20 protein-coding genes and 1 tRNA gene are annotated in these 25,785 nt (G+C 64.5%); 8 read left to right on the top strand and 13 right to left on the bottom strand.

The genetic code is table 11. The features are described 5' to 3' along the window. Nucleotides 1-373 precede the first annotated feature (373 nt). Nucleotides 374-463 (bottom strand) — tRNA-Ser (locus QRQ56_RS15800). Between the two features lie 195 nt (nt 464-658). Between QRQ56_RS15800 and QRQ56_RS15795 the strand changes: the two genes are divergently transcribed. Next, a complete protein-coding gene (locus tag QRQ56_RS15795; RefSeq protein WP_438741329.1) occupies nt 659-1,000 on the top strand; it encodes a hypothetical protein in 342 nt (113 codons plus the stop codon). 99 nt (nt 1,001-1,099) lie between these two features. On the opposite strand, the gene QRQ56_RS15790 is transcribed toward QRQ56_RS15795, so the two are convergent. From QRQ56_RS15790 to QRQ56_RS15770, 5 genes are all read right to left on the bottom strand, one after another. After that, nucleotides 1,100-2,563, bottom strand: a complete 1,464-nt coding sequence (locus tag QRQ56_RS15790) for a trehalose-6-phosphate synthase (RefSeq protein WP_438741328.1) — start codon at nt 2,561-2,563, stop codon at nt 1,100-1,102. A 240-nt stretch (nt 2,564-2,803) separates the two neighbouring features. After that, nucleotides 2,804-3,622, bottom strand: a complete 819-nt coding sequence (gene otsB, locus QRQ56_RS15785; RefSeq protein ID WP_438741326.1) for a trehalose-phosphatase — start codon at nt 3,620-3,622, stop codon at nt 2,804-2,806. A 4-nt stretch (nt 3,623-3,626) separates the two neighbouring features. Further along, nucleotides 3,627-5,111, bottom strand: a complete 1,485-nt coding sequence (locus tag QRQ56_RS15780) for an MFS transporter (RefSeq protein ID WP_438741491.1) — start codon at nt 5,109-5,111, stop codon at nt 3,627-3,629. A 596-nt stretch (nt 5,112-5,707) separates the two neighbouring features. Continuing rightward, nucleotides 5,708-7,741 (bottom strand): methyl-accepting chemotaxis protein, encoded by a 2,034-nt coding sequence (locus tag QRQ56_RS15775; protein ID WP_438741324.1) that lies wholly within the window; start codon nt 7,739-7,741, stop codon nt 5,708-5,710. A gap of 308 nt (nt 7,742-8,049) precedes the next feature. After that, nucleotides 8,050-10,089, bottom strand: coding sequence for a methyl-accepting chemotaxis protein (locus QRQ56_RS15770; protein WP_438741323.1), 2,040 nt, complete (start codon nt 10,087-10,089; stop codon nt 8,050-8,052). Between the two features lie 251 nt (nt 10,090-10,340). Here QRQ56_RS15770 and QRQ56_RS15765 point away from each other — a divergent pair, with 251 nt between their 5' ends. Together QRQ56_RS15765 and QRQ56_RS15760 are read left to right on the top strand one after the other, a co-directional pair. After that, nucleotides 10,341-11,507, top strand: coding sequence for an FIST N-terminal domain-containing protein (locus tag QRQ56_RS15765; RefSeq protein ID WP_438741322.1), 1,167 nt, complete (start codon nt 10,341-10,343; stop codon nt 11,505-11,507). Continuing rightward, entirely contained in the window at nt 11,504-12,862 is a 1,359-nt protein-coding gene (locus QRQ56_RS15760) for a hybrid sensor histidine kinase/response regulator (protein WP_438741321.1), read from the top strand. Before QRQ56_RS15765 ends, QRQ56_RS15760 begins: the two co-directional genes overlap by 4 nt. Nucleotides 12,863-13,013: 151 nt before the next feature. On the opposite strand, the gene QRQ56_RS15755 is transcribed toward QRQ56_RS15760, so the two are convergent. The 6 genes from QRQ56_RS15755 to QRQ56_RS15730 all read right to left on the bottom strand — a co-directional run bounded on the left by QRQ56_RS15755 (nt 13,014) and on the right by QRQ56_RS15730 (nt 18,659). Then, nucleotides 13,014-13,709, bottom strand: coding sequence for a response regulator (locus tag QRQ56_RS15755; protein ID WP_438741319.1), 696 nt, complete (start codon nt 13,707-13,709; stop codon nt 13,014-13,016). A 101-nt stretch (nt 13,710-13,810) separates the two neighbouring features. Further along, nucleotides 13,811-14,497, bottom strand: a complete 687-nt coding sequence (locus tag QRQ56_RS15750; protein ID WP_438741318.1) for a response regulator — start codon at nt 14,495-14,497, stop codon at nt 13,811-13,813. 123 nt (nt 14,498-14,620) lie between these two features. Further along, nucleotides 14,621-15,730 (bottom strand): c-type cytochrome, encoded by a 1,110-nt coding sequence (locus QRQ56_RS15745; protein ID WP_438741316.1) that lies wholly within the window; start codon nt 15,728-15,730, stop codon nt 14,621-14,623. 221 nt (nt 15,731-15,951) lie between these two features. Continuing rightward, nucleotides 15,952-17,667: a PQQ-dependent methanol/ethanol family dehydrogenase gene (locus QRQ56_RS15740; RefSeq protein WP_438741314.1), complete on the bottom strand. Its 1,716-nt coding sequence runs from the start codon at nt 17,665-17,667 to the stop codon at nt 15,952-15,954. 248 nt (nt 17,668-17,915) lie between these two features. Next, entirely contained in the window at nt 17,916-18,317 is a 402-nt protein-coding gene (locus QRQ56_RS15735) for an SRPBCC domain-containing protein (protein WP_438741312.1), read from the bottom strand. 81 nt (nt 18,318-18,398) lie between these two features. Further along, on the bottom strand, nt 18,399-18,659 hold the full coding sequence (locus QRQ56_RS15730; RefSeq protein WP_438741311.1) for a hypothetical protein: 261 nt from the start codon (nt 18,657-18,659) through the stop codon (nt 18,399-18,401). Nucleotides 18,660-18,773: 114 nt separating this feature from the next. Between QRQ56_RS15730 and QRQ56_RS15725 the strand changes: the two genes are divergently transcribed. The 4 genes from QRQ56_RS15725 (at nt 18,774) to QRQ56_RS15710 (ending at nt 23,815) form a co-directional block, all read left to right on the top strand. Then, nucleotides 18,774-19,259: a (2Fe-2S)-binding protein gene (locus tag QRQ56_RS15725; RefSeq protein WP_298240482.1), complete on the top strand. Its 486-nt coding sequence runs from the start codon at nt 18,774-18,776 to the stop codon at nt 19,257-19,259. An 82-nt stretch (nt 19,260-19,341) separates the two neighbouring features. Beyond that, the gene (locus QRQ56_RS15720) at nt 19,342-21,684 is read left to right on the top strand and encodes a xanthine dehydrogenase family protein molybdopterin-binding subunit (protein ID WP_438741310.1); all 2,343 of its coding nucleotides are present in this window, start codon (nt 19,342-19,344) and stop codon (nt 21,682-21,684) included. Between the two features lie 14 nt (nt 21,685-21,698). Continuing rightward, complete coding sequence (locus QRQ56_RS15715; RefSeq protein WP_438741308.1) at nt 21,699-22,499, top strand: FAD binding domain-containing protein; 801 nt, start codon at nt 21,699-21,701, stop codon at nt 22,497-22,499. Between the two features lie 206 nt (nt 22,500-22,705). After that, complete coding sequence (locus tag QRQ56_RS15710) at nt 22,706-23,815, top strand: CaiB/BaiF CoA transferase family protein (protein WP_438741307.1); 1,110 nt, start codon at nt 22,706-22,708, stop codon at nt 23,813-23,815. Between the two features lie 193 nt (nt 23,816-24,008). Here the strand turns inward: QRQ56_RS15710 and hppD are convergent, their stop codons facing one another. Continuing rightward, a complete protein-coding gene (gene hppD, locus QRQ56_RS15705) occupies nt 24,009-25,127 on the bottom strand; it encodes a 4-hydroxyphenylpyruvate dioxygenase (protein ID WP_438741305.1) in 1,119 nt (372 codons plus the stop codon). Nucleotides 25,128-25,247: 120 nt separating this feature from the next. On the opposite strand from hppD, the gene QRQ56_RS15700 reads away from it, so the two are divergent. Continuing rightward, nucleotides 25,248-25,727: an Lrp/AsnC family transcriptional regulator gene (locus QRQ56_RS15700; protein WP_438741303.1), complete on the top strand. Its 480-nt coding sequence runs from the start codon at nt 25,248-25,250 to the stop codon at nt 25,725-25,727. Nucleotides 25,728-25,785 lie beyond the last annotated feature (58 nt).

Raw genomic sequence — 25,785 nt, 5'->3', positions numbered from 1 at the left:
GATCAGCCTGCGCGGCTCTTTGTGGCCTTCATCGCTCAGCACAAGACTCGTTGCGCCAAAGCTGGTTGCGCGCCACCTTCGAGGCACGCCATGCCGAAAGGCCACGGCGCGTCCGCAACGCGTATCGAGGAATGTCAGCCTATGCCTTAGGCTCAGGCCGCGTTGTGAAGCGCTTCACAATCGCCATGCGATCCAATGACGCGGCCCGCTGTGATGAGATCGGGATTGATTGCCGCCATGCAGCGCGCTCCCTCGCCTGCGGGAGACAAGAGGATAAGCTGCGGGAAATGACGAACGCGCCGCTGCGGCAATCGGCTCACCCTAAAGCGGTCGCGCTTTGGTCGGGGCCTCAGTCGGGTGCGTTTTGGTGGGGTGGCGGAGAGAGTGGGATTCGAACCCACGGTACGGTTTCCCGCACACACGCTTTCCAAGCGTGCGCCTTAAGCCACTCGGCCATCTCTCCGGAGCGCCCTCTCTTGAAGGGGCGCCGACGATTTTGCAAGAGATGGCGGGGAAAACGGGTGAATTTTCCGCAAGCCATTGTATTTACATGATAATATTCGGCGCGAGAGCTGATCCGCCCCGCTCGTAGGCTGAACCCGTGACGGGTTTGGCGCGACGATTCACTGGGATGCACCGAACAAGACCTCAGGACGCCATGACCATTCGCAAGACCATCGCCGCCGTCAGCCTGATTTCGGCCCTTGGCTCCGCCCTCGCGGTGCCTGCCATCGCGCAAGTTTGCACCCGTCAGGGTGTCGACGTCAGTTGCGACGACGGGCGACGCGGGATGCTGTCAGGCGATGCCATTCTGTGGCCGGACGGCACCCGCTCGAGCTCGACGCCGCATCAGAGCGTCATCATCGGCAACAAGAGCTCGATCCATGTCGGGCCCGGCGTGTTCGTCGGCCAGGGCAAGGGCGTGGTGCCGATGGACGATCCCAACGCACCGAACAAGCGACAATGCGCGGTGCTGGATGGGGTGTCGTATTGCTATTGAGGGTGCAGGTCGCCACAAGCCGTCATGCCCGGGCTTTCGCGCTCTTAGGTCGTGGACTCAGACGTAGATGGCCGGGACAAGCCCGGCCATGACGGGATGTTAGATCAGCCGCACGCCTGAGATCGCCGACTTCAGCCAGCGCAGCGCTTGCGGCGGCTGGGTGGCGAGCGGGACGACGGCGGCCTTTTCCGTCCGGCACTTCTCGAGCTCGGCGACGAAATCGGCCGACCATTGCTGGATGGTGTGACCGCGCAGCTTCTTCATCATCGCATCCCAGCGCATCTTGCGCTCGGTGAGCGGCATTGCGGCTGCGATCGCGATCGAACGCGCCATGCCATCGATGTCATGCGGATTGACCAGGAGCGCGGCGTCGAGCTCGTTGGCGGCGCCGGCGAATTTCGACAGCACCAGCACGCCGGGATCGGCCGGGTTCTGGGCCGCGACATATTCCTTGGCGACGAGGTTCATGCCGTCATGCAGCGGCGTCACCACGCCGACCTGCGCCGTGCGGTAGAGACCTGCGAGCACGGCCTGGCTGAAGCCCTTGTTCAAATAGCGGATCGGCGTCCAGTCGACCTCGCCATGACGGCCGTTCACGTCGGAGACGAGACGCGCGACCTCATTCTGGAGATTGCCGTAGGCCTCGATCGCGCCGCGCGAGGGATTGGCGATCTGAAGCAGCGAGATGCTGCGCGACAACTGCGGCTGCTCGGTCCAGAGCCGGTCGAACGCGCTGATACGGTTGACGAGGCCTTTGGAATAGTCGAGCCGGTCGACGCCAATCGCGAGACGCTCGCCGTTGAGGCTGCGCCGCAGACGCGACACGTCGGGATGCGAAGCCGACTTCGCGGCGTAGGCTGCGAACTTCTCCGCATCGATGCCGATCGGGAAGACTTCACATCGCGTGCGGCCGTGCTGCGAGAGCACGACGCCGTCTTCGACGGTGAGTCCGAGCTCGCCGCCGGCATAGCCAAGGAAATTCTGGCAGTCCTCATTGGTCTGGAAGCCGAGCAAATCGTAGGCCAGCATCGCCGTGATCAGCTCGCGATGATGCGGCACGCCCTGCATCACCGCCGCGACGGGCCATGGCGTATGCAGAAAGAAACCGATCGGAGCGTCGACGCCGAGATCACGCAGCTCGGCACCGAGCGCGAGGAAATGATAATCCTGCACCCAGAACGCGGTCTCGGCCTTGCGGAAGCGCAGCAAGGCGCGCGCCATGAACGCGTTGACCTCGCGATAGCTGACATAGTCACCTTGCGAGACGCGGATCAGATCGCTGCGCGAATGCAGCGCCGGCCACAGCGCCGAATTGGCGAAGCCTTCGTAATAGCCGCCGTAATGCGCCGCCGGCAGATCCAGCGTCGCGATTGCGCCCGTGCCCAAGGCTTCGATCTCGGCGAACGGTTCCTTCTGGTGGCCATCACGCACCCGGCCCGAGGAACCCACCCAGATCGCACCGGAGTGTTCCACTACCGGCAGCAAAGCCGCCGCAAGGCCGCCCGTCATGGGTTCATTCGGCTTGCCACGGGCAACGCGATTCGAAACGACGACTAAATTCACAGGTCGTCCCCTCCTGTTTCATTCCACCCGTTTAACTGCCGTTCATCAATATGGTTCCTGTCATCGTTTCAACCAATTGAAACCAAAATCGGGCACGTGCGTTGGAACTGGTTTCGCTCGAGGGAACCCGGGATTTTGCTGCAAAGACAGCTTTCGCCGCGATGTTGCGCAGCACGCATCGCGGCGCGGGCCGGCGCCGATCTGCGTATATAATGTCGGCAGCGTGGCGCTGCCTCTGTTTCACCTTGGATCGAGGAGGCGGCCGAGAAACGCGCGCACATCGCTCGGCGCGTCGAAATGGCCGTTCACGCCCATCGCACGGCGGCCGACCGAGAACGCAAGCCCGTTCATGTCGGGCATGATCGCGAAGACGGTTTCATCGGTGACGTCATCGCCGATGAAGATCGGCCGCCGTCCCTTGAACGGCTCCCGCTTCATCAGTTCGCGCACGCCGGTTGCCTTAGTGAATCCGGAATGCTTGATCTCGCAGACGAACTTGCCCGGCAACACCTCGATCGGTGCATTGGGCAGGTCGGCACGGATCACCGCGACGGATTCGTAGATCGCCTTCTCCGCGTGCGGCGCGAGGCGGTAATGCAGCGCGAGCGAATAGCCCTTGTCCTCGAGCAGAATGCCGGGCGAAAGCTTGGCGATGGCCGCGAGCCGCCGCTTCAGCTCCTTGTCGAGCGGCGGCGCGTGCACATCGTCCGCTTCATTGTCCAGCGACAGCCGCATCTCGGCGCCGTGGCCGGCGACGGCACGAAACACGTCGGGCGCGAAGATCAGGTCGATATCGTTGAGCGAACGGCCGCTGACCAGCGCCAGCGCGCCGGAGGTCAGCTGCGTCAGCCGGTTCAGCGTGTCCGACAGGCCTGGCGGCACCCAGACCTCCCTGGGCGTCGGCATCAGGTCGAGCAGCGTCCCGTCGATGTCGAGCAGGATCGCGGTCTCGTCGAGATGCGGTACCAGCGCATGCGGCACCGGCACCGTTTCGGGCGCCTCGTCCTCTCGTCTGGTGGGCTGCTGGTCCATCGCCATTTCTGCAAGTTCCGATTTCATCAGTCTACTCCATGAAGGCGAGCGGCCGCGCGATTTGTTCGAGCGATTTGCGCTCCGCGGAGACGGCATAGCGCCACGCCACGATCGCGGCCGCGATCATCAGGAATGCCCCCAGCAAATACCCGGCGAACACGCTGGTGCGCGATCCCGTGTCGATCAGCACGCCGAACAGCGCCGGCCCGATCACCCCGCCGATGCCGGTGCCGACCGCGTAGAACACCGCGATCGCCAGCGCGCGAACTTCGAGCGGAAACGTTTCGCTCACGGTGAGATAGGCCGCGCTCGCGGCCGGCGAAGCAAAGAAGAAGATCACCATCCAGGCGATGGTCTGCCCCTGCGCACTGAGGACGCCGATGGAGAACAGATAGCCCGAGAGCGCCAGCAGGAGGCCCGACATGCCATAGGTGAACATGATCATGATGCGGCGTCCCAGCGTGTCGAACAGCCGGCCGAGCAGCAGCGGCCCGAGGAAATTTCCGGCCGCAAAGGGCAGCAGGTACCAGCCGACCTGATCGGCCTTGATGCCGTAGAAATCGGTCAGCACCAGCGCGAAGGTGAAGAAGATCGCGTTGTAGAAGAACGCCTGCGCGCTCATCAGGGCGAGGCCGACCAGTGCGCGCTGGCGGTAGGCCGAGAACAGCGTGTGCACGACCTCGCGGATCGGGGTGTGATCGCGCATCTTCAGCCGGATCTTGCTGAAGCGTCCGTCGCTCGTCGTCTGGTCATGCCCGAGCACCGATCGCTCGATCTCGTCGACGATCGCATGAGCCTGATCGGGCCGGCCATGGATCATCAGCCAGCGCGGACTCTCCGGAATCCACATCCGCATCAGCAGCACGACGAGCCCGATGACGGCACCGATCAGATAGGCGAGACGCCAACCGTAATCGGGCGCGATCACGGCGGGATCGAGCAGCACGATGGACGCGACCGCGCCCATCGCGGCGCCGATCCAGAAGCTGCCGTTGATGACGAGATCGGTCCAGCCGCGGTAGCGCGCCGGCACCAGTTCCTGGATGGTCGAGTTGATCGCGGTGTATTCGCCGCCGATTCCGGCGCCGGTGAGGAAGCGGAACAGCGCGTAGCTCGCGACATCCCATGACAGAGCGGTCGCGGCCGTCGCCGAGAGGTAGAGCGCCAGCGTGATGAAGAACAGCTTCTTGCGGCCGATGCGGTCGGTGAGCCAGCCGAAGCCGAGCGCGCCGAGCACGGCGCCGGCGAGATAGGCGGAATTGGCGATGCCGAGATCGAGATTCGAAAAATGCAGCGACGGGCTCTGCTTCAACGCACCGGAGAGCGCGCCGGCGAGCGTCACCTCGAGCCCGTCGAGGATCCAGGTGATGCCGAGCGCGAGCACGACGCGGGTGTGAAAGCCGCTCCAGGGCAGCGCGTCGAGCCGCGCGGGAATGCTGGTCTCGACGATGCGGTCGGCCGCGTTCACCGCGGCCGCAGATGCGTCGTTCAGTGCTGGTCTCTGCTGCAATTCCATCGGGCTGTTGCGTTCGATCAATGGAAGCGACCCCGGCTCACTTGGTGTGAACGGGGACGATCCGATCATCGGGGGTGCGGCATTCCGCCTGCCACCTGCGACAACGCCTGCGGCAAGGCCCGGTTCCGCAAGGAACAGCCGTTGCGGCCGCCCGTTTCCGTTGGTGCCGCAAGGAGTTGACGCATGGCTCATGTCAGAAAGACGACACAATCCCGCAAACCCGCGCGCAAGAAGACGAGTGCAAGGCGTAGCGTCACTCAAGCGATCAGCCGAGCACCGGCATGCGCCGCAACATCAACCGCGCCGGCAAGACGCTGCCGAAGACGCAGCGCGCGGCTGGAGCAGGCAAAGGTGGAATTGAAGCGGGCGTTCGGGCGGGAGTGAGAGTGAGTGAGATTGAGTGCCGCACCAATCTCCGCTGTCGTCCCGGACGAGCGAAGCGAAGATCCGGGACCCATAACCACAGGGAAAAGTGGGGCGAAGACTCGGAGTTACCCACTCGCTCCATAACCACTCCCTGTGGTTATGGTCCCCGCGCCCCGTGCGCAATTGCGCACTAGGCGGGGACGACAGCGGAGAACGAGGTGATAGCGCGCTTACGCCGCGCGGATATTGCCCATGAAGCGATCGAGCTCGGCGCGGAGACGGGTGCTTTCGGACGACAGCGTCTTGGCCGAATGCAGCACCTCTTCCGAGGCCGAGCCGGTCTCGGCGGCGCCGCGGTTGACCTGGCCGATATCGGTGGCCGCGGTCTGGGTGCCCTGCGCCACCGTCTGGACGCTGCGCGCGATCTCCTGCGTGGCCGCCCCCTGCTGCTCGACCGCGCTCGCGATCGAGGTGGCAATCGACGAGATCTGGCCGATGGTCGCGCCGATCTCCTTGATCGCCGCAACCGATTCGGCGGTCGCGCCCTGCATGCCCGCGATGTGCGAGGAGATCTCGTCGGTCGCCTTCGCGGTCTGGCTCGCCAGCGATTTCACCTCGCTCGCGACCACTGCAAAGCCGCGGCCGGCCTCCCCGGCGCGCGCCGCCTCGATGGTGGCATTGAGCGCCAGAAGGTTGGTCTGCTCGGCAATTGCCGTGATCAGCTTGACCACTTCGCCGATCTGCTGGGCGGCATGCGAGAGCTTGCCGATGCGGCCGTCGGTCTCACGGGCCTGCACCACGGCAGCTTCCGCAATACGGTTGGAGTCGCGGACCTGGCGGCCGATCTCCTCGACCGAAGCCGAAAGCTCTTCGGTCGCGGTGGCGACCGACTGCATGTTGGACGAGGCCTGCTCGGAGACCCCTGCGACCTGGCTCGACAGGCTCTGCGTGGTCTCGGCGGTGCGGGTCAACGTGGACGCCGCCGATTCCAGCTGCACGGCCGAGGCCGAGACGTTGGAGACGATGGCGCCGACCGCGCTTTCGAAATCGTCGGCAAAGCGGATCAGCTCGGAGCGGCGGCTCGCCGCCTGCTCGCGGTTGTGGACCTCGCTGGCGGCGGCATCGCGCTCGGCCTTCGCCACGGCCTGAACCTTGAATTCCTCGACCGCGCCGGCCATCTCGCCGATCTCGTCCTTGCGGCCGAGGCCCGGCAGCACGACGTCGAAATTGCCCGAGGCCAGCTCGCGCATCGCCTTGCACATCGCGATCATCGGACGCGAGATGCCGTTACCGAGCCACAAGGCCAACACGGCTCCAATGGCAAGGCCGCCGAGCGCCAGCATCAGCATCAACCGCTCGGTCTCGCCGATGGTCTCGTTGGCGCTCACCTCGATACGTTGCTGGTCAGCGGTCAACTCCGAACGCAGCTCACCCGAGAGCTTGAGGATGGTCGCCGCCGTCTTGGTCATGTCGCCGTTCGACTTGACGATGACCTTCACGTTCTCGGTCAGCTTTGAGAAGGAGCTGCGGTATTGCTTCAACAGATTGCCGATCTCGGTGACGCGATCGGTGATCTTCTGGTCGTTGGCATAGATCGAGACCAGCAGGGTCTCCAGGAACTTGATGCGGGCGATCACGCCATCGGCGGTCTTCGGCTCCGGCTTGGCGACGAAAGCGCTGACCGAGGTGGAGACCGCCAGATATTGCGAGGTGATGTCCTTGGCCGTGGTCTGCACCGATGCCAGCCCCGCCAGCGCGGCGGTGTCGGCGAGATCGTCGAACTTGAAGCGGATCTTGTTGCCGACGCTGTTGAGCTCTTCGGCCGCGATCTTGTTGTTCTCGCGCGTCAGGGCGATGATTTCCCCGAACACCTTCGTGAAGCGCTGGAATTCGGCTTCGAGCTTGCCAACCTGCTCGCGGCGCGCAGCACCCGTGGTGGCGGCCGACGACTTGGCGATGGCGCTCTTCAGATTCTCTTCGGCCGCCTTGGCTGCGGTCTCGTCGTCGTTGGCCCCGGTCAGGGTGTAGGCCCGCGCCAATCCCTGGTAGGCGATCAGCTCGCGATCGACGGTCCGTGCCAGATCGGCTTCGGCCACACTGGTGCGATAGGAGGCCACAGCCCCTGCAATCCGCTCGAAGCCGAAATAGGCGAAAGCCATGCTGACGGCGAGGATGGCGAGCACCGCCACGAAGCCGAGGATGATTTTTGCACGGAAACGCAAAGTTGGCAGCCTCGATTGGTTCGACTTGGACTTGACCGACATTCCCCACCCCATTCCATTCGCGGAAAACCAGGCGCAGCCGAACGAGCAGCCCGCTCCCCGACTCGTCCGCACGGTAATTGGCAAAGGATAAGCTGTGGTAAATTTGCGACGCCGCAACTGGCGGTTAGGTGACGCAGGGAATTGTTAAGGCGCGCCTTCCCGCACCATTACAATTGAGTGCCGCGCCAATCTCCGCTGTCGTCCCGGAGGAGCGCAGCGAAGATCCGGGACGTCCGCGCGAGCGGTTGCGCTCGTCGCCGAGAGTGCAGCGACGGCGGAGCGTCTAACTCACAACGAACCCCAGAGGCTTACGCCGCCCGGATATTGCCCATGAAGCGGTCGAGCTCGGCGCGGAGACGGGTGCTTTCGGACGACAGCGTCTTGGCCGAATGCAGCACCTCTTCCGAGGCCGAGCCGGTCTCGGCGGCGCCGCGGTTGACCTGGCCGATATCGGTGGCCGCGGTCTGGGTGCCCTGCGCCACCGTCTGGACGCTGCGGGCAATCTCCTGCGTGGCCGCACCCTGCTGCTCGACGGCGCTCGCGATCGAGGTCGCGATCGACGAGATCTGGCCGATGGTCGCGCCGATCTCCTTGATCGCGGCAACCGATTCGGCGGTCGCGCCCTGCATGCCCGCGATGTGCGAGGAGATCTCGTCGGTCGCCTTCGCCGTCTGGCTCGCCAGCGATTTCACCTCGCTCGCGACCACGGCAAAGCCGCGGCCGGCCTCCCCGGCGCGCGCCGCCTCGATGGTGGCATTGAGCGCCAGAAGGTTGGTCTGCTCGGCGATCGCCGTGATCAGCTTGACCACTTCGCCGATCTGCTGGGCGGCATGCGAGAGCTTGCCGATGCGACCGTCGGTCTCACGGGCCTGCACCACGGCAGCTTCCGCAATGCGGTTCGAGTCGCGGACCTGGCGGCCGATCTCCTCGACCGAGGCCGAGAGCTCCTCGGTCGCGGTGGCGACCGACTGCATGTTGGACGAGGCCTGCTCGGAGACGCCTGCGACCTGGCTCGACAGGCTCTGCGTGGTCTCGGCGGTACGGGTCAATGTGGACGCCGCCGATTCCAGCTGCACGGCCGAGGCCGAGACGTTGGAGACGATGGCGCCGACCGCGCTTTCGAAATCGTCGGCAAAGCGGATCAGCTCGGAGCGGCGGCTCGCCGCCTGCTCGCGGTTGTGGACCTCGCTGGCGGCGGCATCGCGCTCGGCTTTCGCCACGGCCTGAACCTTGAATTCCTCGACCGCGCCGGCCATCTCGCCGATCTCGTCCTTGCGGCCGAGGCCGGGCAGCACGACATCGAAATTGCCCGAGGCCAGCTCGCGCATCGCCTTGCACATCGCGATCATCGGACGCGAGATGCCGGTGCCGAGCAGGAAGGCGAGAACCGCGCCGAGCATCGTACCGCCGATGGCCAGCATCAGGACCAGTTGCTCGGTCTTCCCGATCGTCGCTTCCGACTCGGTATCCAGCCGCTGCTGCTCGGCGACGAGGTCCGCCTTCATGGCGGTCGCCCCTTGCAGGATCGCGCCGGCCGAGCCGCTCATCTCCTTGACGAGGTCGTCGACCAGCTTGGCGTTGGCAATCAGCTTCTCCAGCGCTTCGCGATAGGCGCCGAGGATGGTCTTGGCGTCCTTGAGGCCGGCGACGATCTTCTCGTCCATGGAATAGACCGCGCCGAGCGAGTTCTCGACGAATTTCAGGCGGGCCAGCGCGCTGGTCGCGATCGCCTGATCGGACGTCAGCACGAAATTGGTTGCCGCGGCGCTCGCGGTCTGGAACTGGGCGTTGACCTGCTTGGTGCCGAACTCGATCGCCTGCGCCTCGGAATCGGACGCGTTGTTGCCGACGTCGTCGAGCTTGTATTTCAGGAGATTGGCCTGCCGCTGCAGCTGGTTCTGCACCAGCAGCGTGCTGTCACGCTTGGCCTGCAGAACCTTGGCGAAGGTTGCGGAGAAATTCGCGAATTCCTTGGCGAGCTTGTCGAGGCTCTCCTTCCGCGCCGGGCTCTTGGCACTCTTGACGGCCTGGTCGATGGCGCTCTTCAGGCTGGTCTCGGCGTCAAGCGCCGCCTTGGCGTCATCTTCCTTGCCGGTGACGACGAAATATTTGACGGCCGAACGGTAGGCGAGCAGCTCGCGGTCGATGTTGCGGGCAAGGTCGGCCTCCGTCACGCTGCTGCGGTAGGAACCGACCTCGGCCGAGACGCGCTCGAAGCCGAAATAGGAGAAGGCCATGCTGCCGGCGGAGATCACCAGCACGGCAGCGAAGCCGAGGATGATCTTGGCGCGGAATCTGAGGGTCGGAAATATTGTGCGCTTGGACGGCGACGCGATACGCCCGGTCATTCCTACCCCCAATAAGTCAGTTCTTGCACGTGCAGCACGGCCCGGGAGCAGCCCCTCCCCGACCGGCGATGAAAATTAGGGCAGAAACGTCAAGGGGCGGTAAATTCCTCCAGCCTGAGATCACCCGGCACGGAGCACACGTTCCGCGGAACTGGCCGCGATGTTGCGACCAGACGAAAAAGACCATATTCTCTGGACACTTGTCAGGCACTCGGCATGAGACCGAGCAGGCCTTTGAGGGGAGAAACGGAGTGGGGCAAACCGACTTTCGGTTTGGCGGTGCATCTGGCGTTGCCGTCGCGAAGTCGAAGGCCGCGGGCGCGGAGCAAGCCGTTGCCGATCTTGCCGCTCAGCTTCCTGCCGACGAGATGGCGCTCATCCTGCTGTTCGTCTCCCCGAGCTACGATCCCCACCAGTTCATCGCCGAGATCAGCCGCCGCTTCGACGGCATCCCGGTCTGCGGTTGCACCACCGCCGGCGAGCTGGGGCCCGACGGCTGGGACGAGAACAGCGTCGTCGCACTCGCCTTCAGCCGCGCCGATTTCTCGGCCGTGGTGCGCCCGATTCTCAACCTCGACGGCTTCCACGTCGAGGACGGCCGCAGGATCAGCGCCGAGGCCAGGCAGGAATTGCTGCGGGTGTCCTCCCAGGTCGAGCGCGGAAATCCCTTCGGCCTGGTGCTGATCGACGGCCTGTGCCGCCGGGAGGAAGCGGTGATGTCCGCACTCTATGCCTCGCTGGACGACATTCCCATCGTGGGCGGCTCCGCGGGCGACGGTATGCGGTTCGAGCGGACCTGGGTGTTCCTCGACGGCAAGGCGCACACCAACGCCGCTCTCCTCATCCTGCTGAGCACGTCGCTGCCGTTCCGCGTCTTCAAATGCGACAATTTCGAACCGCGGCCCCAGAAGATGGTGGTCACCGAGGCCGACATCGAGAACAGAACCGTCCGCGAGCTGAACGCCGAGCCCGCGGCCCAGGAATATTCCCGCGTCGTCGGGATCCTGGACGCCAAGCTCGATCCGTTCTCGTTCGCCTCGCATCCCGTTCTGGTACGGGTCGGCGGCTCCTACTATGCCCGGTCGATCCAGCGCGTCGAGCCGGACGGGTCGCTGCACTTCTTTTGCGCCATCGACGAAGGCATGGTGCTGACGGCGGCGACGTCGCGCAGCCTCGTCGGCTCGACGCGCGCGGCGTTTGCTGAAACGCAAGACCAGATCGGCGACGTCTCGCTCTATATCGGTTTCGAGTGCCTGCTGCGCCGGCTCGACGCCGAGCAGCACCAGCTCGCCCGCGACATGTCCGAGCTCTATCGGCAGAACCGCGTGGTCGGGTTTCATACCTATGGCGAACAATTCGGCTCGATGCATGTGAACCAGACCTTCACGGGCGTCGCCATCGGCAGGCGTCCGTCGTGACCGAGCTGTGGCAGGATCCCGACACGGTCGAGCAGCTGCAGCGGGAAACCGCGAAGCTCAGGAAGATCAATGCCGCGCTGATGTCGCGCGTCGAACGCTCGATGGACCAGCAACTCAATGCCTTCTCGCTGTTCGAGACGGCCATCGCGCTCGACCGCCAGGTCCGCGACCGGACCACCCAGCTGCGCGAAGCCCTGTATTCGATCGAACGCGCCAACGACGGCCTCTATCGCGCCAAGCAGCAGGCCGAGGCTGCAAGCTCGCTGAAATCGTCCGTTCTGATCTCGGTCACCCACGACCTGTTGCAACCGCTGAACGCGGCGCGCCTGACGCTCTCCGCCCTGGCGGAGATGATGGAAACGCAGGAGGCGGGCCTGCTGGTCGACCAGGTCGATCGCTCGCTGGTGACGCTAGAGGACCTGCTGCGGTCGCTGCTGGAGATCGCCAAGCTCGACGCCGGCGCGCTCAAGCCCGACGTGCGCCCGCTCGCGCTGGCGCCGCTGTTCGAGCAACTCCGCAACGAATTCGCCCCGATCGCGGCGCGGCAAGGCCTGTCCTTGCGCATCCGCACCTCCCCGCTCGCGGTGTCGTCGGACGGGATGATGCTCCGGCGCATCCTGCAGAACCTGCTCGCCAATGCCATCCGCTACACCCGCAGCGGCGGCGTCGTGATGGGCTGCAGGCGCAGAAACGACCGCATCTGCGTCCAGATCTCCGATACTGGGCCTGGAATCGCGCAGGCGCAGCAGGAGGCCATCTTCCGCGAATTCCAGCGCGGTGAAGCCAGCGCGACCGACCAGGCCGGGTTCGGGCTCGGCCTCTCCATCGTTCGCCGCTTCGCAACCGTGCTCGGACATGAGGTGCGGCTGTCCTCGCAGGTCGGCAAGGGATCGACCTTCGTGCTCGAACTCGAGCCTGCGGATCTCGCCGAAGTCAGCGACGAGGTGCACGAGACCAAGCTCAGTGAGCGGCGCTACGGCGGCCTCGAAGGCGCCAAGATCCTGCTGGTCGAGAACGATCCATCCGGCTCCGAGGCCATGGCCGCCCTGCTGGAAGGATGGGGCTGCGATGTCGCGACCACGCCATCGGCGGCGGACGCGCTGCTGCGCCTCAATGAGCTCGGCGGCGCGCCCGACGCTGTCATCGCCGATCTTCATCTCGATCACGGCGAGAGCGGATTGTCGGCGATCGCCGACATCCGCGAGCACCTGAAGCTCGACGTGCCCGCGATGATCATCACCGCCGACTATTCCGAGAAAGCCGCCAAGCAGGCGAGCCTCTCCGGCCTCGAAGTGTTGAAGAAGCCGGTCAAGCCCGCCGAGATGCGTGCGCTGTTGTCGTTCCTGCTGAGCTAGTTCCCTGCGCCGGGCGGCCAGACCAAATATCGAAAAACAACCCCATGCACAGTAGCGGTACTGAATTACATTCCGCCAATGCCATGACTTCTTTGTCGATTCACCGATCAAACGGCCATCGATCGGCGCGGCAGGACCGGAGAAATGCGCGTCACGGCTGATCCGGTTGGGCCCGATCGTGCTTCGCACGGCTACCGTCGCTCGCCAGCGTCGCAAAATCGATCTTCGACATTTCGACGATCGCCTTGGTGCGGCTCACGACGTTCAGCTTGCGCAAGATGTCGGAGACATGGACCTTCACGGTGGTCTCGGAAATCTTCAGCTCATAGGCGATCTGCTTGTTCTGCAGCCCGCGCTTGAGCATTTCGAGCACACGCAATTGCTGCGGCGTCAGATCATGGAGCCGCTTCAACAGATCATGAGTAGAACTCGGGGCGCGCTGCGGCCGAAGTGCGCGATAGGCGCCGGGCAGGCAGACGAGCCCCTGCAGGGCCTCGCCGATCGACTGGGCGAGCTCCTGCTTCGAGGAGGATTTGAAGATGTAGCCGGCGATGCCGAGCGACAGCGCGCCGGAGATGATCCGGGGATCCTGATGTCCCGACACGATGACGACCGGTACCTTCGGGAAGGCCTTGCGGATGCGAACGATGCCCGAGAGGCCGGTCGTGCCCGGCATCGACAGATCGAGCAGAAGCAGATCGAGCTCGGCCCCCGCGGACAGCTGCTCGAGCGCGCCGTCGATCGAAATCGCCTGCAGGATCTCGACTTCGGGCGCGACCATTTGCAGCGCGCCTTCGAGCGCCTCGCGAAACAATGGATGATCTTCGACAATCAGAAATCGCGTCACGCGTCAGCCATTTCCAAATCGTTGCCGGGTTTCGAGCCTTGCGAGAGGATGTATCAGCCGCCGCGCGCCGGCTTGATCGAGGTCAACATTGACAGCGCCGGTCATTGCGGCCTCCCGCGGTCGACCCGCGCATAGGGCCGGTTCCTGGGATCGGGCAGGTCCATCTTGCCGATCTCGATGATCGCCTTGTTGCGGCTGAACAGTCCGAGCTTGCGCAGGATCTCGGTGATGTGCGCCTTGACGGTGGATTCGGCGAGCTGCAGCTCCTGCGCGATCTGTCGGTTCGGATAGCCGCGGCGCAGCAGGTCAAGCACCCTGATCTGCTGCGGCGTGAGCTCGCGGAGCTTGACCTCGAGAGCCTTGCTGGTCTCGGCCTTTCGCCGCTGCGGTGTCGCCACGAAATCGCGCGGCACCGACACCGATCCGGACAGCACGCCCTCGATCGACTGGGCCAGCTCGCGCTTCGACGTCGACTTCGGCAGATAGCCGGCCGCACCTAACGCCAGCGCCTCGCGGACCACGTGCTGGTCTTCCTCGCTCGATACGATGGCGACCGGCAGGCGCGGATAGGTCTCGCGCAGGCGCAGGAAGCCGGAGAAGCCGGTCGCATCCGGCAGCTGCAGATCGAGCAGCGCAAGGTCGATCCCCTGCTCGGCCGACAGGATGTCCAGCGCGTCCTCGATCGACATCGCCTCCAGGATGCGGGCCTCCGGCAAAGCCAGCCGCACCGCATTGCCCAGCGCTTCGCGAAACAGCGGATGATCGTCGATGATCAGGAAGCTGGCCATGGCGCCTTCCACAACATCCACCGCGGCAGCGGCAGCAGCGCACCCGTCCTGGGCCGGTCCGGCACCGGGAAGATGCAAGGTGGATGCTACCACATCTTCCCGATCTCGTCCGGTCAAGGCCGTTCAGTCGTTCGATTCGACCTGAACCGACAGCAGGAAGGAATAGATGCTGTCGAACTGGTTGTCGGTGAAGACCTCCCTCCACGCCGGCATGCCCTTGGCAGGGCGGCCCTCGTGCACGGTCTTCCAGAACGTGTCGCGCATGTCGTCGCCATAGCGGTGACGCAAGAGCCGCAGGTCGATCTTCCGTTCGCTCTGGATGGCGTCGGGGCCATGGCAATGCGCACAGGTTCCGTTGAAGATCTCCTTGCCCGCGCCGGCGATCTCCGCATTCGGCAGCGCCGCATCGCCCTTGGTCTCGGTCGCCACCACACTTGCGACCTGCGCTGCGCTGGTTCCCGGACCGGTCCCGGTCGTGGTTCCCGCCGGCACGGCTTCAGTCGCGCCGAAGCGGACCGGCTGTCCCGCCGGCAAGCCGTATTTCACCGCGAGATCGGCGATCGTGCGCTGAAGCGTCGGCAGGATCGCGTCGACGCGATCGCGCAGCTCGGTTGATCCCTTCGCAAAGCCGATCGCGGCATCCCATGACAGGCCCTCGCCTTCGGTCAGCCGGATCTGATAGCGATCCTTGTAAGTGGTCATGTTCAGCCAGCCGGCGACGGGCCCCCAGATGAAGGCGACGTCCGCCCTGCCCTGGTCGAGCGCCTGCATGGCTTCCTCGGGCGACAGCACCGTCACCTTCTGGATGTCGTCCCGGGTTGCGAGAAGATTTTGCGGCGTGCTGGCGTACTGAACCGCGACGCGCTTGCCCCTGAGATCGTCCACGCCACTGATCGCCTGCCCCTTCGCCGCGACCAGGGCGTAGCCTTCCCTTGCAAAGGTGCTGGAGAAGATCACGGCCGGTCCCATGAAGTCCTCGGAGCGCGGCAAGCCGATCATGGCGTCGCATTGCTTGCCGAGCAGCGTGACCCGCACGGTGCGCTTGCCGAAATAGGATTTGTACCAGTCGTAGGTGATGGGCTGGCCGAGCGCCTGCGCCAGCGCCTGACCGATCTCGACATAGAAGCCGGGCTGCGACGGGTTATCGCTCGAGAACGGCAGATTGGTCGGATCGGCACACAGACGGAACGGCGTCGTCTCGTCGGCCTGGACGGCCGTGGCTGATGCGATCACCGCGGACGCGGCGAGACATGCCAGCCGTCCCGCGATGCTGCGAGGTCGGCTATTGCGGGTCGCTGGATTGATCGGACGCATCCTCATCTCCGGCAGTTGGGAATTGTTGGACCAGGCGTTGCGGCACGGGATCTGACCTCAGATCCGACCTGTGCCGTCGCCGCGCGATGTCGAGAAAGCGCGCGCGTATCCCGTCTCCTTCGGGATACGCGCGCGAGTTGTCACTGGACGGAGAACACGAAGAGCGAACCGCCCTCGGGGGCTGCGGCCGTCATCCTCTTCCCTACCTCGCCCAGGAACGCGGGCAACGCTGCCGTGCGACCGACGACGATGGCGACATATTGCTTGCCGTCGACGCTATAGGTCACCGGTCCTGCGCCGATGCCGGAGCCGAGATTCTTGCTCCAGAGCACCTTGCCGGACTTCGCATCGATGGCGCGGAAGTCGCCGTGAATGTTGCCGGCGAACACGAGGCCACCGCCGGTGGTCAGCGTGCCGCCGTTGAACGGCAAATCTTCCTTGATCGACCAGACCTTCTTCTGCGCCACCGGATCCCAGGCCACGAGCTCGCCGAGGAAACCGCCGGGGCCTTCCTTGGTCGGGAATTCGGCGCCGAGATAGAACACGCCGCGCTTGTAGGCGACGTCGGAGACCGACCAGTCCATGCAGACGTTGTTCGAGGGGATGTAGACGAGGCCGGTTTGCGGGTTGAACGACATCGGCTGCCAGTTCTTGCCGCCGATCAGGTTCGGGCAGATGTCCTTGGCGGGATGGTTCGGTCCCGGACGCTTGTCCGGATCCTCTTCCGCGCGCATCGTGGTGACGTCCCACTTCTTCGCCCAGTTCGAGAACACATACTTCTCCGCCGAGACGACCTTGCCGGTCTCGCGGTTGGCGACGAAGAAATAGCCGTTGCGATCCGCCTTCATCAGCGCCGGCACGGTGCTGCCGCCGATCTTGAGATCCGCGAGCACGGCCTCGTTGACGCCGTCATAGTCCCAGGCATCGGCCGGCGTGGTCTGGATGTGCCACTTGATCTTGCCGGTGTTGGGATCGAGCGCGAGCGTCGAGGCGGTGTAGAGGTTGGTCAGCTTGCCGAAATTGCCGTCGCCGGTCGAACGCACGCCGGTGTTCCACGGGCCGGGATTGCTGGTGCCCCAATAGACCGTGTCGGTCTTGGCGTCGTAGGAGCCGACCAGCCAGGCCGCGCCGCCGCCGTGCTGCGCGGTGTCGCCCTTCCAGCTATCGCCGCCGGGCTCGTCCGGGCTGGGAACGGTGAAGGTCTGCCACAGCTGCTTGCCGGTGTTGATGTCGAACGCTTGCAGCGAGCCGCGCACGCCGTACTCGCCGCCGCCGAAGCCGGTGATGACCTTGTCGCGCACGATCAGCGGAGGAGAGGTGATGACCGAGCCCTGCTTGTAGTCGACGACCTTCGTCGTCCACAGCGACTTGCCGGTTGCGGCGTCGAGCGCCGTCAGCTTGCCGTCGAGGCGGCCGACGAAGATCTTTCCATCGGCATAGGAGACGCCGCGATTGTTCACGTCGCAGCAGGCAAATTGCAGCACGTCCTCAGGGATTTCGGGCTCCCAGGTCCACTTGCGCTGCCCCGTCGCGGCGTCGAGCGCGTAGACGTATTTCGGTCCCCAGGAGCTCGACACGTACAGCGTATTGCCGACGACGATCGGCGAGGATTCGTTCGAGCGCAGCGACGCCAGCGAGAACGAATAGGCGAGCGTGAGCTTGCCGGCGTTCTCGGTGTTGATCTGCTTCAGCGGGCTGTAGCGTGTATTGCCGTAGTCGTGGCCGGCAACGGCCCACTGGTTCTGGTCGGATTGCGCCTTGATCAGCGAGTCGTTGGCGCGAACGTCTGACGTGACGGCGGCCAGCATCGCAATCATCGAGATGCCAGCCAGAAATCCCTTCGTTCCAAAGGTCATGTATTCCCTCCGCGATGTTGTTGTGCACGCCATGTCGGCGTCAGAGCGCGTTGCGCCCGTGATGCGCAGTTCGTCTGCGATCCATCGTTCGAAATTACAGCATCGAGCTTTCGCGCTTAGTATAGGCGGAAGGTAGTAGTGCAAATCATTGGCGGCTTTCGTCGCTCATCTCGTTGTGCCGCCTCGCGTCTTGCCCTTGTTTTGCAGCTCGAAATGCGCACGCGAATTCAGGCAGCATCGCGCATCGGTCACGATGATGGCGCTACCACCGCTGCACGATTCTCGAAAAAGTCCGCCGCGAGTTTTCGCGAAGTCGAGTCGATCGGGCGCGCGCCGAGCTGTGCGAGCTTGCCGCCGATCTTGCGCGTCGACCTCGTCGTGCAGGATGGTGACGTCGAGCGATTCTTCCTCCGAAGCCTGACCTTCGCGCCATCCTTGGCAAAGCCCGCGACGCCGCCCGCTCCTTCGCCGACGATGCGGTCGCCGCTCGGCGCATCGATGTCGGCCAGCGTCAGCTTGCCGCTGAACGTTGCTTTCGCCGGACCGACCTTCAGCACCACAGTTGCCGTCATCTCCGTCGGCGAGGCCATCTCGAACGACTGGCCACGGGGAATACAGCGCCTGAGAGGAAAGCACTCGCCGTCGATCAACCGCCAAGAAGCACCGGCCGGGCGGAGCGCGCACAAACGTCGCGGCCCGGACCTGGGATGCCGGGCGTGGGCACAGCAAAATCAATGGCTTAGCTTGTTCTCGCGTACTACCAAGATCGCGATTACAAAACCGCGGGCACGTGCTCCTATTCGCGGCAACGAACGAGACATCAGGGGGAGAACGATTTGCCACAGGGCTGAATCCGCCGTCCGACCGCGGCGCCGTGCGGCATCGACGATGCGACCTTCGCTGCGATCAACACACCGAACTTTCCAGATTTGCCCGACAACTGCGCCAGCGATGGTGACGGTCAGGGGCATCATGATCGATTCGCGCGCCATGACGCCCGCCCCGATGACCTTTCCATGACGCGAGGTCACCAAAATGCCAGTTGCAAAGTTCCGTTGCGCTGTCTCTAATTAGAACCAATCAAAATCACTTTGGGAGGACTTCACGTGTCTACAGTCAAACTGACGGTCAACGGCAAGGCCGTTGCTGTCGAGGTCGAGGACCGCACTCTGCTGGTCCAGCTCCTGCGCGAACACCTCAATCTCACGGGAACCCATGTCGGCTGCGACACCAGCCAGTGCGGCGCCTGTGTGGTGCACATGGACGGTCGTGCGGTGAAATCGTGCACCATGCTGGCAGGCCAGGCCGATGGCGCCAGCATCACCACCATCGAGGGCATCGCCAAGGGCGACGAGCTGCATCCGATGCAGGCCGCCTTCCGCGACAATCATGGTCTTCAATGCGGCTATTGCACGCCGGGCATGATCATGTCGGCGATCGACATCGTGCATCGCCATGGCGGTCAGCTCGACGAAGCCACCGTCCGTGCCGAGCTCGAAGGCAATATCTGCCGCTGCACCGGCTACCACAACATCGTCAAAGCCGTGCTGGACGCAGCCGGGCGCATGAAGGTCTCGCAGGCGGCCGAGTAAGCGGCGCGCCTCGAAAAAAGAAAACCGCCTGCTGCTTTCGAGGGAAAGCGCAGTCATAAAATTCCGGTCGGGAGGACCAGACATGGGTGTTGAAGGCATCGGCGCACGCGTCGTGCGCAAGGAAGACAAGCGTTTCATTACCGGCAAGGGCCGCTACGTCGACGACATCAAATTGATGGGCATGACCCATGCTCATTTCGTCCGCAGCCCGCACGCCCACGCCAAGGTCAAGGGGATCGACTCCTCCGCCGCGCTGAAGATGCCGGGCGTGGTCGCAGTGCTCACCGGCCAGCAGATCGTCGACGACAAGGTCGGCAACCTCATCTGCGGCTGGGCCATCACCTCCAAGGACGGCAGCCCGATGAAGATGGGCGCATGGCCGGCGATGGCGCCGGAAACGGTGCGCTTCGTCGGACAGGCCGTCGCCGTCGTGATCGCCGAAAGCAAGAACCTGGCGCGCGATGCCGCCGAAGCGGTCGTGGTCGATTACGAGGAGCTTCCGGCCGTCGCCGACGTACACGCCGCGATCAAGTCGGGCGCGCCGCAGCTTCATCCCGAAGCCCCCGGCAACCAGGTCTATGACTGGGTGATCGGCGACGAGGGCGCCGTGGACTCCGCCTTCGGCAAGGCCGCCAACGTCGTCAAGCTCGACGTCACCAACAACCGCCTCGCGCCCAACGCGATGGAGCCGCGCGCGGCGATCGCCGATTACGATGCCGCGGAAGAGCATTTCACGCTCTACACGACCTCGCAGAACCCGCACGTCGCCCGCCTCGTGCTGTCGGCGTTCTACAACATCGCCCCCGAGCACAAGCTGCGCGTGATCGCCCCCGACGTCGGCGGCGGCTTCGGCTCCAAGATCTTCATCTACCCGGAAGAGATGGTGGCGCTGTGGGCTTCGAAGAAGGTCGGCCGTCCCGTGAAATGGACCGGCGACCGCACCGAGGCCTTCCTCACCGACGCGCATGGCCGCGACCATGTGACCCATGCCGAGCTGGCGTTCGACGCCCAGAACAAGATCCTGGGCCTGAAGGTGAAGACCTACGCCAATTTCGGCGCCTACATGTCGCTGTTCTCGTCGTCGGTGCCGACCTATCTCTACGCGACGCTGCTGTCGGGCCAGTACAACATCCCGGCGATCCACGCCGAGGTGGTCGGGGTCTACACCAACACCACGCCGGTCGATGCCTATCGCGGCGCGGGTCGCCCCGAGGCGAGCTATCTGATCGAACGATTGATGGAAACGGCGGCGCGGCAGCTCAAGGTCGATCCGGCCCAGCTGCGCCGGAGCAACTTCATCACCCAGTTCCCGCACCAGACGCCCGTGATCATGGCCTATGACACCGGCGACTTTAACGCCTCGCTCGATGCCGCGATGAAGGCGATCGACTATGCCGGCTTTGCCGCGCGCAAGGCGCAAGCCAAGTCGCAAGGCAAGCTGCGCGGCATCGGCGTGTCCTGCTACATCGAGGCCTGCGGCATCGCGCCGTCCAAGGCGGTCGGCAGCCTGGGTGCCGGCGTCGGCCTGTGGGAATCGGCCGAGGTGCGCGTCAACCCGGTCGGTACCATCGAGATCCTCACGGGCTCGCACAGCCACGGCCAGGGCCACGAGACCACGTTCTGCCAGCTCGTCGCGGAACGCCTCGGCGTTCCCATCAGCCAGGTCTCGATCGTCCATGGTGACACCGACAAGGTGCAGTTCGGCATGGGCACCTACGGCTCGCGCTCGGCGGCCGTCGGCCTCACCGCGATCCTGAAGGCGATGGAGAAGATGGAATCGAAGGCCAAGAAGATTGCAGCGCATGCGCTGGAAGCTTCCGAGGCCGACATCGTCATCGAGAACGGCGAGTTCAAGGTGACCGGCACCGACAAGGCGATTGCCCTGCCGATGGTCGCGCTCGCGGCCTACACCGCGCACAATTTACCTGACGGGATGGAGCCGGGTCTGAAGGAAAGCGCCTTCTACGATCCGACCAACTTCACCTTCCCGGCCGGCACCTATATCTGCGAGCTCGAGGTCGATCCCGGCACCGGCAAGACAAGCTTCGTCAACTTCGTCGCGGCCGACGATTTCGGCCGGCTGATCAACCCGATGATCGTCGAGGGCCAGGTCCATGGCGGCCTCGTCCAGGGCATCGGGCAGGCGCTGCTCGAGCACGCGATCTACGATGCCAGCGGCCAGCCGATCACGGCCTCGTTCATGGACTACGCCATGCCGCGCGCCGACGACGTGCCTTCCTTCAACCTCTCCCACACCACGACGCTGTGCCCGGGCAATCCCCTGGGCATCAAGGGTTGCGGTGAGGCCGGCGCGATCGGCGCCTCTGCGGCCGTGATCAACGCGATCACGGATGCGATCGGCAAGAACAATCTGGAAATGCCCGCAACCCCGGACCGGGTGTGGCGCACGATCCATACGGCTTAAGAGGAGGAACGAAGATGTACCAGACCACCTATCATCGCGCCTCCTCGGTCGACGAGGCCGTCAGCCTGTTCGGCAAGAGCAGCGAAGCCAAGTTCCTCGCCGGCGGCCAGACGCTGCTGCCGGTGATGAAGCAGCGCCTCGCCAGCCCCTCCGACGTGATCGACCTCGGCAAGATCAAGGAGCTGCAGGGCGTCGAATTGTCGGGCGACACGCTGACCATCAAGGCCGCCACGATCTACTACGACATCATGACGAATGCCGATGTGAAGAAGGCGATCCCCGCGATCGCTCATCTCACCTCGGTGCTCGGTGATCCCGCCGTGCGTCACCGCGGCACGATCGGCGGCTCGATCGCCAACAACGATCCCGCCGCGGATTTCCCGGCCGCCCTGCTCGCGCTCGGTGCCACCGTGAAGACCAACAAGCGGTCGATCGCGGCGGAGGATTTCTTCAAGGGCCTGTTCACCACGGCACTGGAAGACGGCGAGATCATCACCGCCGTCTCGTTCCCCGTGCCGGCGAAGGCGGGCTACGAGAAGATGCGGCATCCGGCCTCGCGCTTCGCGCTGACCGGCGTATTCGTCGCGCAGACCAAGTCGGGCGAGGTTCGCGTGGCCGCCACCGGTGCTTCGCAGAGCGGCGTGATGCGCGTGCCCGCAATCGAAGCCGTGTTGAAGGCGAACTGGTCGCCGTCGGCGATCGACAGCGTGACGATCTCGGCGAATGGACTTTTGGCCGACATCCACGGTTCGGCGGAGTACCGCGCCAACCTCGTCAAGGTGATGGCGCAGCGCGCGGTCGCCGCCGCACGCTGAATTCGCCGCAGCGCCTCGACACAAATTTTCCGCGGCGCGCACTTCGGTGCGCGCCGTTTTATTTTGGCCGTGCGGCATGAAAACCGCTTGCCTCGCCGGCACGAAGGCGAGAAAAGTTAATCAGCCGATTAACTCTCTCCAAAGAAGAAGGTCAGCGGCGATCGCCGAGCCATCGGTATCTGCGCGCGACCCGAGGAAACAAAAACGTGCTCGACAAATCAGCCCCCACTTCCTCCGTCCGCACCTCCGGCCCGCTCTCGGGCTTCCGCATCGTCGAATTCGCCGGCATCGGGCCCGGCCCGTTCGCCTGCATGATGCTGGCCGACATGGGCGCCGAGGTCGTGACGCTTGACCGGGTCGGCGCGAAGAAGAGCATGAAGTCGGTCGCAGGCCGCGGCCGCAAGGTGATCGAGCTCGACCTCAAGGACAAGGCGGCGATCGCGCAGGTTCTCGAACTGCTCGGGAGCGCCGATGCGCTGGTCGAGGGCTTTCGTCCCGGCGTGATGGAGCGGCTCGGCCTCGGGCCGGACGTGGTGCTCGCGCGTAATCCAAAACTGGTCTACGGCCGCATGACCGGCTGGGGCCAGGAAGGCCCGCTGGCGAATGCCGCCGGCCACGACATCAACTACATCTCCATCACCGGCGCGCTCGCCGCGATCGGCACGAAGGAAGCGCCGGTACCGCCGCTCAACCTCGTCGGCGATTTCGGCGGCGGCGCGCTCTATCTCGTCGTCGGCGTGCTCGCAGCACTGCTCGAAGCGCAGAAGTCCGGCAAGGGCCAGGTCGTCGATGCTGCGATGTGCGACGGCGCGGCCTCGCTGATGTCGTTCTTCTTCGACATGACCACGCTCGGCCGCTGGACCGAGGGGCGCGACCAGAACTTCCTCGATGGCGGCGCGCATTTCTACGGCGTCTACGAATGCGCCTGCGGGCACTTCGTCTCGATCGGCTCTATCGAGCCGCAGTTCTACGCGCTGCTGCGCGAGCATGCGGGCCTGACGGATGCCGACTTCGACGCGCAGATGAACCCCAAGGCCTGGCCGGCGCTGAAGGAAAAGCTCAAGGCCGTGTTCAAGAGCAAGACGCGCGAGGACTGGTGCAAGATCATGGAAGGCACCGACATCTGCTTCGCGCCGGTGCTGACCATGTCGGAATCCACGAAGCATCCGCACATGGTCGCGCGCGAGGTCTTCATCGAGCGCCACGGCGTGAAGCAGCCCGCGCCGGCGCCGAGATTCTCACGCACACCGTCGACCGTGCGCGAGCCGGAAGGTGCGGAGATCGGCGCGGTGACGAAGGCCTGGGCGGGGCGTTAGACCCGGGCTGTTGCAATACCCTCCGCCGTCGTCCCGGCGAACGCCGGGACCCATAACCCCAGGAAGTGGTTGGGCGAAGACTCGGAGTCCTTGACTGCTGTCGACCGCAATCGATAGATCACGCGGTATGGGTCCCGGCGTTCGCCGGGACGACGGCGGTGACGTGGACGCAATTCGCGCGTCACAAGCGACCTTACGCCGCATCCTCCACCTTCAACACCCCGCGCCGGATCTGGTCTTCCTCGATCGATTCGAACAGGGCCTTGAAATTACCCTCGCCGAATCCGTCGTCGCCCTTGCGCTGGATGAACTCGAAGAAGATCGGGCCGATCGCGTTGGCCGAGAAGATCTGCAGCAGCACCTTGGTCTGGCCGCCTTCGACAACGCCCTCGCCGTCGATCAGGATGCCGTTCTTCTGCAGGCGTGCGACGTCCTCGCCATGCTTGGGCAGGCGCGCATCGACCTTCTCGAAATAAGTCTCGGGCGGCGACGGCATGAAGGGCAGGCCGGCCGCGCGCAGGCCCTCGATCGTGCTGTGAATATCACGGCAACCGCAGGCGATGTGCTGGATGCCCTCGCCGCGATAGATATTCAGATATTCCTCGATCTGGCCGGAATCGCCGGCATCTTCGTTGATCGGGATCCGGATCTTGCCGTCGGGGCTGGTCAGCGCGCGCGAGAACAGGCCGGAGGCGCGGCCTTCGATGTCGAAAAAGCGGATCTGGCGGAAGTTGAACAGCTTTGCGTAGAAGCCGGTCCAGACATCCATGCGGCCGCGATGGACGTTGTGGGTGAGGTGGTCGAGATAGAACAGCCCGGCCCCAACGGGACGCGGATCGCGCGCGCCCAGCCATTCGAACTCGGCGTCGTAAGCCGAGCCCTTGGCGCCGTAGCGATCGACGAAGTAAAGCAGGCTACCGCCGATGCCCTTGATCGCGGGCACTTGAAGCGTCTTCTGCGCGGACGACGCATCGGCCGGCTCGGCACCGAGCGCAATCGCGCGGTCGTAGGCCGCCTTGGCATCGACGACGCGGAACGCCATCGACGGCGCACAGGGGCCGTGCGCGGCGACGAATTCATAGCCGTGGGTGCCGGGCTCCTCGTTGACGATGTAGTTGATGTCGCCCTGGCGATAGACCGTGATATTCTTGGTCTTGTGGCGCGCGACGGGCGCATAGCCCTTCAGCTTGAACAGCGCGTGCAGCTCTTCCGGATTGGGGTGCGCATATTCCACGAACTCGAACCCGTCGGTGCCCATCGGATTGTCGGCGCTGACGGTGGCCGGCGGTGCATCGTGCGGAAACGGTCCCATGGTGTTCTCCCGAATGGTGGCTGGAGGAACTATCCTTCATGTGATGCGCAAGGAGCGTGCAAACGGGACGCGTTTTGGCTATGATATGCACGATCCGTGCACGAAATGGACGAATGACGCATGATTCCGGTTGACGCCTTTGATCTCAAGATCCTCAGCGCGCTCCAGGACGACGGTCGCCTTACCAACCAGGAGCTCGCCGACCTCGCAGGATTGTCGGCCTCGCAATGCTCGCGCCGGCGGATGCGGCTGGAGGAGGACAAGGTGATCTCCGGCTATCACGCCGACCTCTCCAGCGAGGCGCTCGGCTTCGGCGTGATCGCCTTCATCCAGGTCGGGCTTGCGACCCACTCGCCGGACAATTCCAAGCGCTTTCGCGCGCTGGTGAACCGGATCGACGAGATCCAGGAGGCCTATTCGCTGACCGGCGATGCCGATTACGTGCTCAAGGCCGTGCTGCGCGATCTCAAGGGTCTCTCCAACCTCGTCAACGACGTGTTGATGCCGCACCAGAGCGTGGCGCATGTGCGCTCGTCGATCGTGCTCGACAGGCTGAAGGAGAGTTCGCGATTGCCGTTGAAGGAAATCAAGCCCGGCTGAAATCGAGGGAACTACGTCATTCGCGCTGACGACACGATCTGCGATGATCCGCATCCGT

The organism is Bradyrhizobium sp. U531, from assembly GCF_051710265.1.
Taxonomy (GTDB): domain Bacteria; phylum Pseudomonadota; class Alphaproteobacteria; order Rhizobiales; family Xanthobacteraceae; genus Bradyrhizobium.
The sequence above is the reverse complement of the archived record's forward strand: the minus strand, read 5'-3'. Positions and strand labels throughout refer to the sequence as shown.

Excerpts from the sequence above, each read along its gene's own strand:
- QRQ56_RS15795 (WP_438741329.1), top strand. The coding sequence starts at position 659 with ATGACCATTCGCAAGACCATCGCCGCCGTCAGCCTGATTTCGGCCCTT.
- QRQ56_RS15715 (WP_438741308.1), top strand. The coding sequence starts at position 21,699 with ATGTACCAGACCACCTATCATCGCGCCTCCTCGGTCGACGAGGCCGTC.
- QRQ56_RS15700 (WP_438741303.1), top strand. The coding sequence starts at position 25,248 with ATGATTCCGGTTGACGCCTTTGATCTCAAGATCCTCAGCGCGCTCCAG.
- QRQ56_RS15770 (WP_438741323.1), bottom strand. The coding sequence starts at position 10,089 with ATGACCGGGCGTATCGCGTCGCCGTCCAAGCGCACAATATTTCCGACC.
- QRQ56_RS15775 (WP_438741324.1), bottom strand. The coding sequence starts at position 7,741 with ATGTCGGTCAAGTCCAAGTCGAACCAATCGAGGCTGCCAACTTTGCGT.
- QRQ56_RS15750 (WP_438741318.1), bottom strand. The coding sequence starts at position 14,497 with ATGGCCAGCTTCCTGATCATCGACGATCATCCGCTGTTTCGCGAAGCG.
- QRQ56_RS15740 (WP_438741314.1), bottom strand. The coding sequence starts at position 17,667 with ATGACCTTTGGAACGAAGGGATTTCTGGCTGGCATCTCGATGATTGCG.
- QRQ56_RS15720 (WP_438741310.1), top strand. The coding sequence starts at position 19,342 with ATGGGTGTTGAAGGCATCGGCGCACGCGTCGTGCGCAAGGAAGACAAG.
- hppD (WP_438741305.1), bottom strand. The coding sequence starts at position 25,127 with ATGGGACCGTTTCCGCACGATGCACCGCCGGCCACCGTCAGCGCCGAC.
- QRQ56_RS15780 (WP_438741491.1), bottom strand. The coding sequence starts at position 5,111 with ATGGAATTGCAGCAGAGACCAGCACTGAACGACGCATCTGCGGCCGCG.
- otsB (WP_438741326.1), bottom strand. The coding sequence starts at position 3,622 with ATGAAATCGGAACTTGCAGAAATGGCGATGGACCAGCAGCCCACCAGA.
- QRQ56_RS15730 (WP_438741311.1), bottom strand. The coding sequence starts at position 18,659 with ATGGCGCGCGAATCGATCATGATGCCCCTGACCGTCACCATCGCTGGC.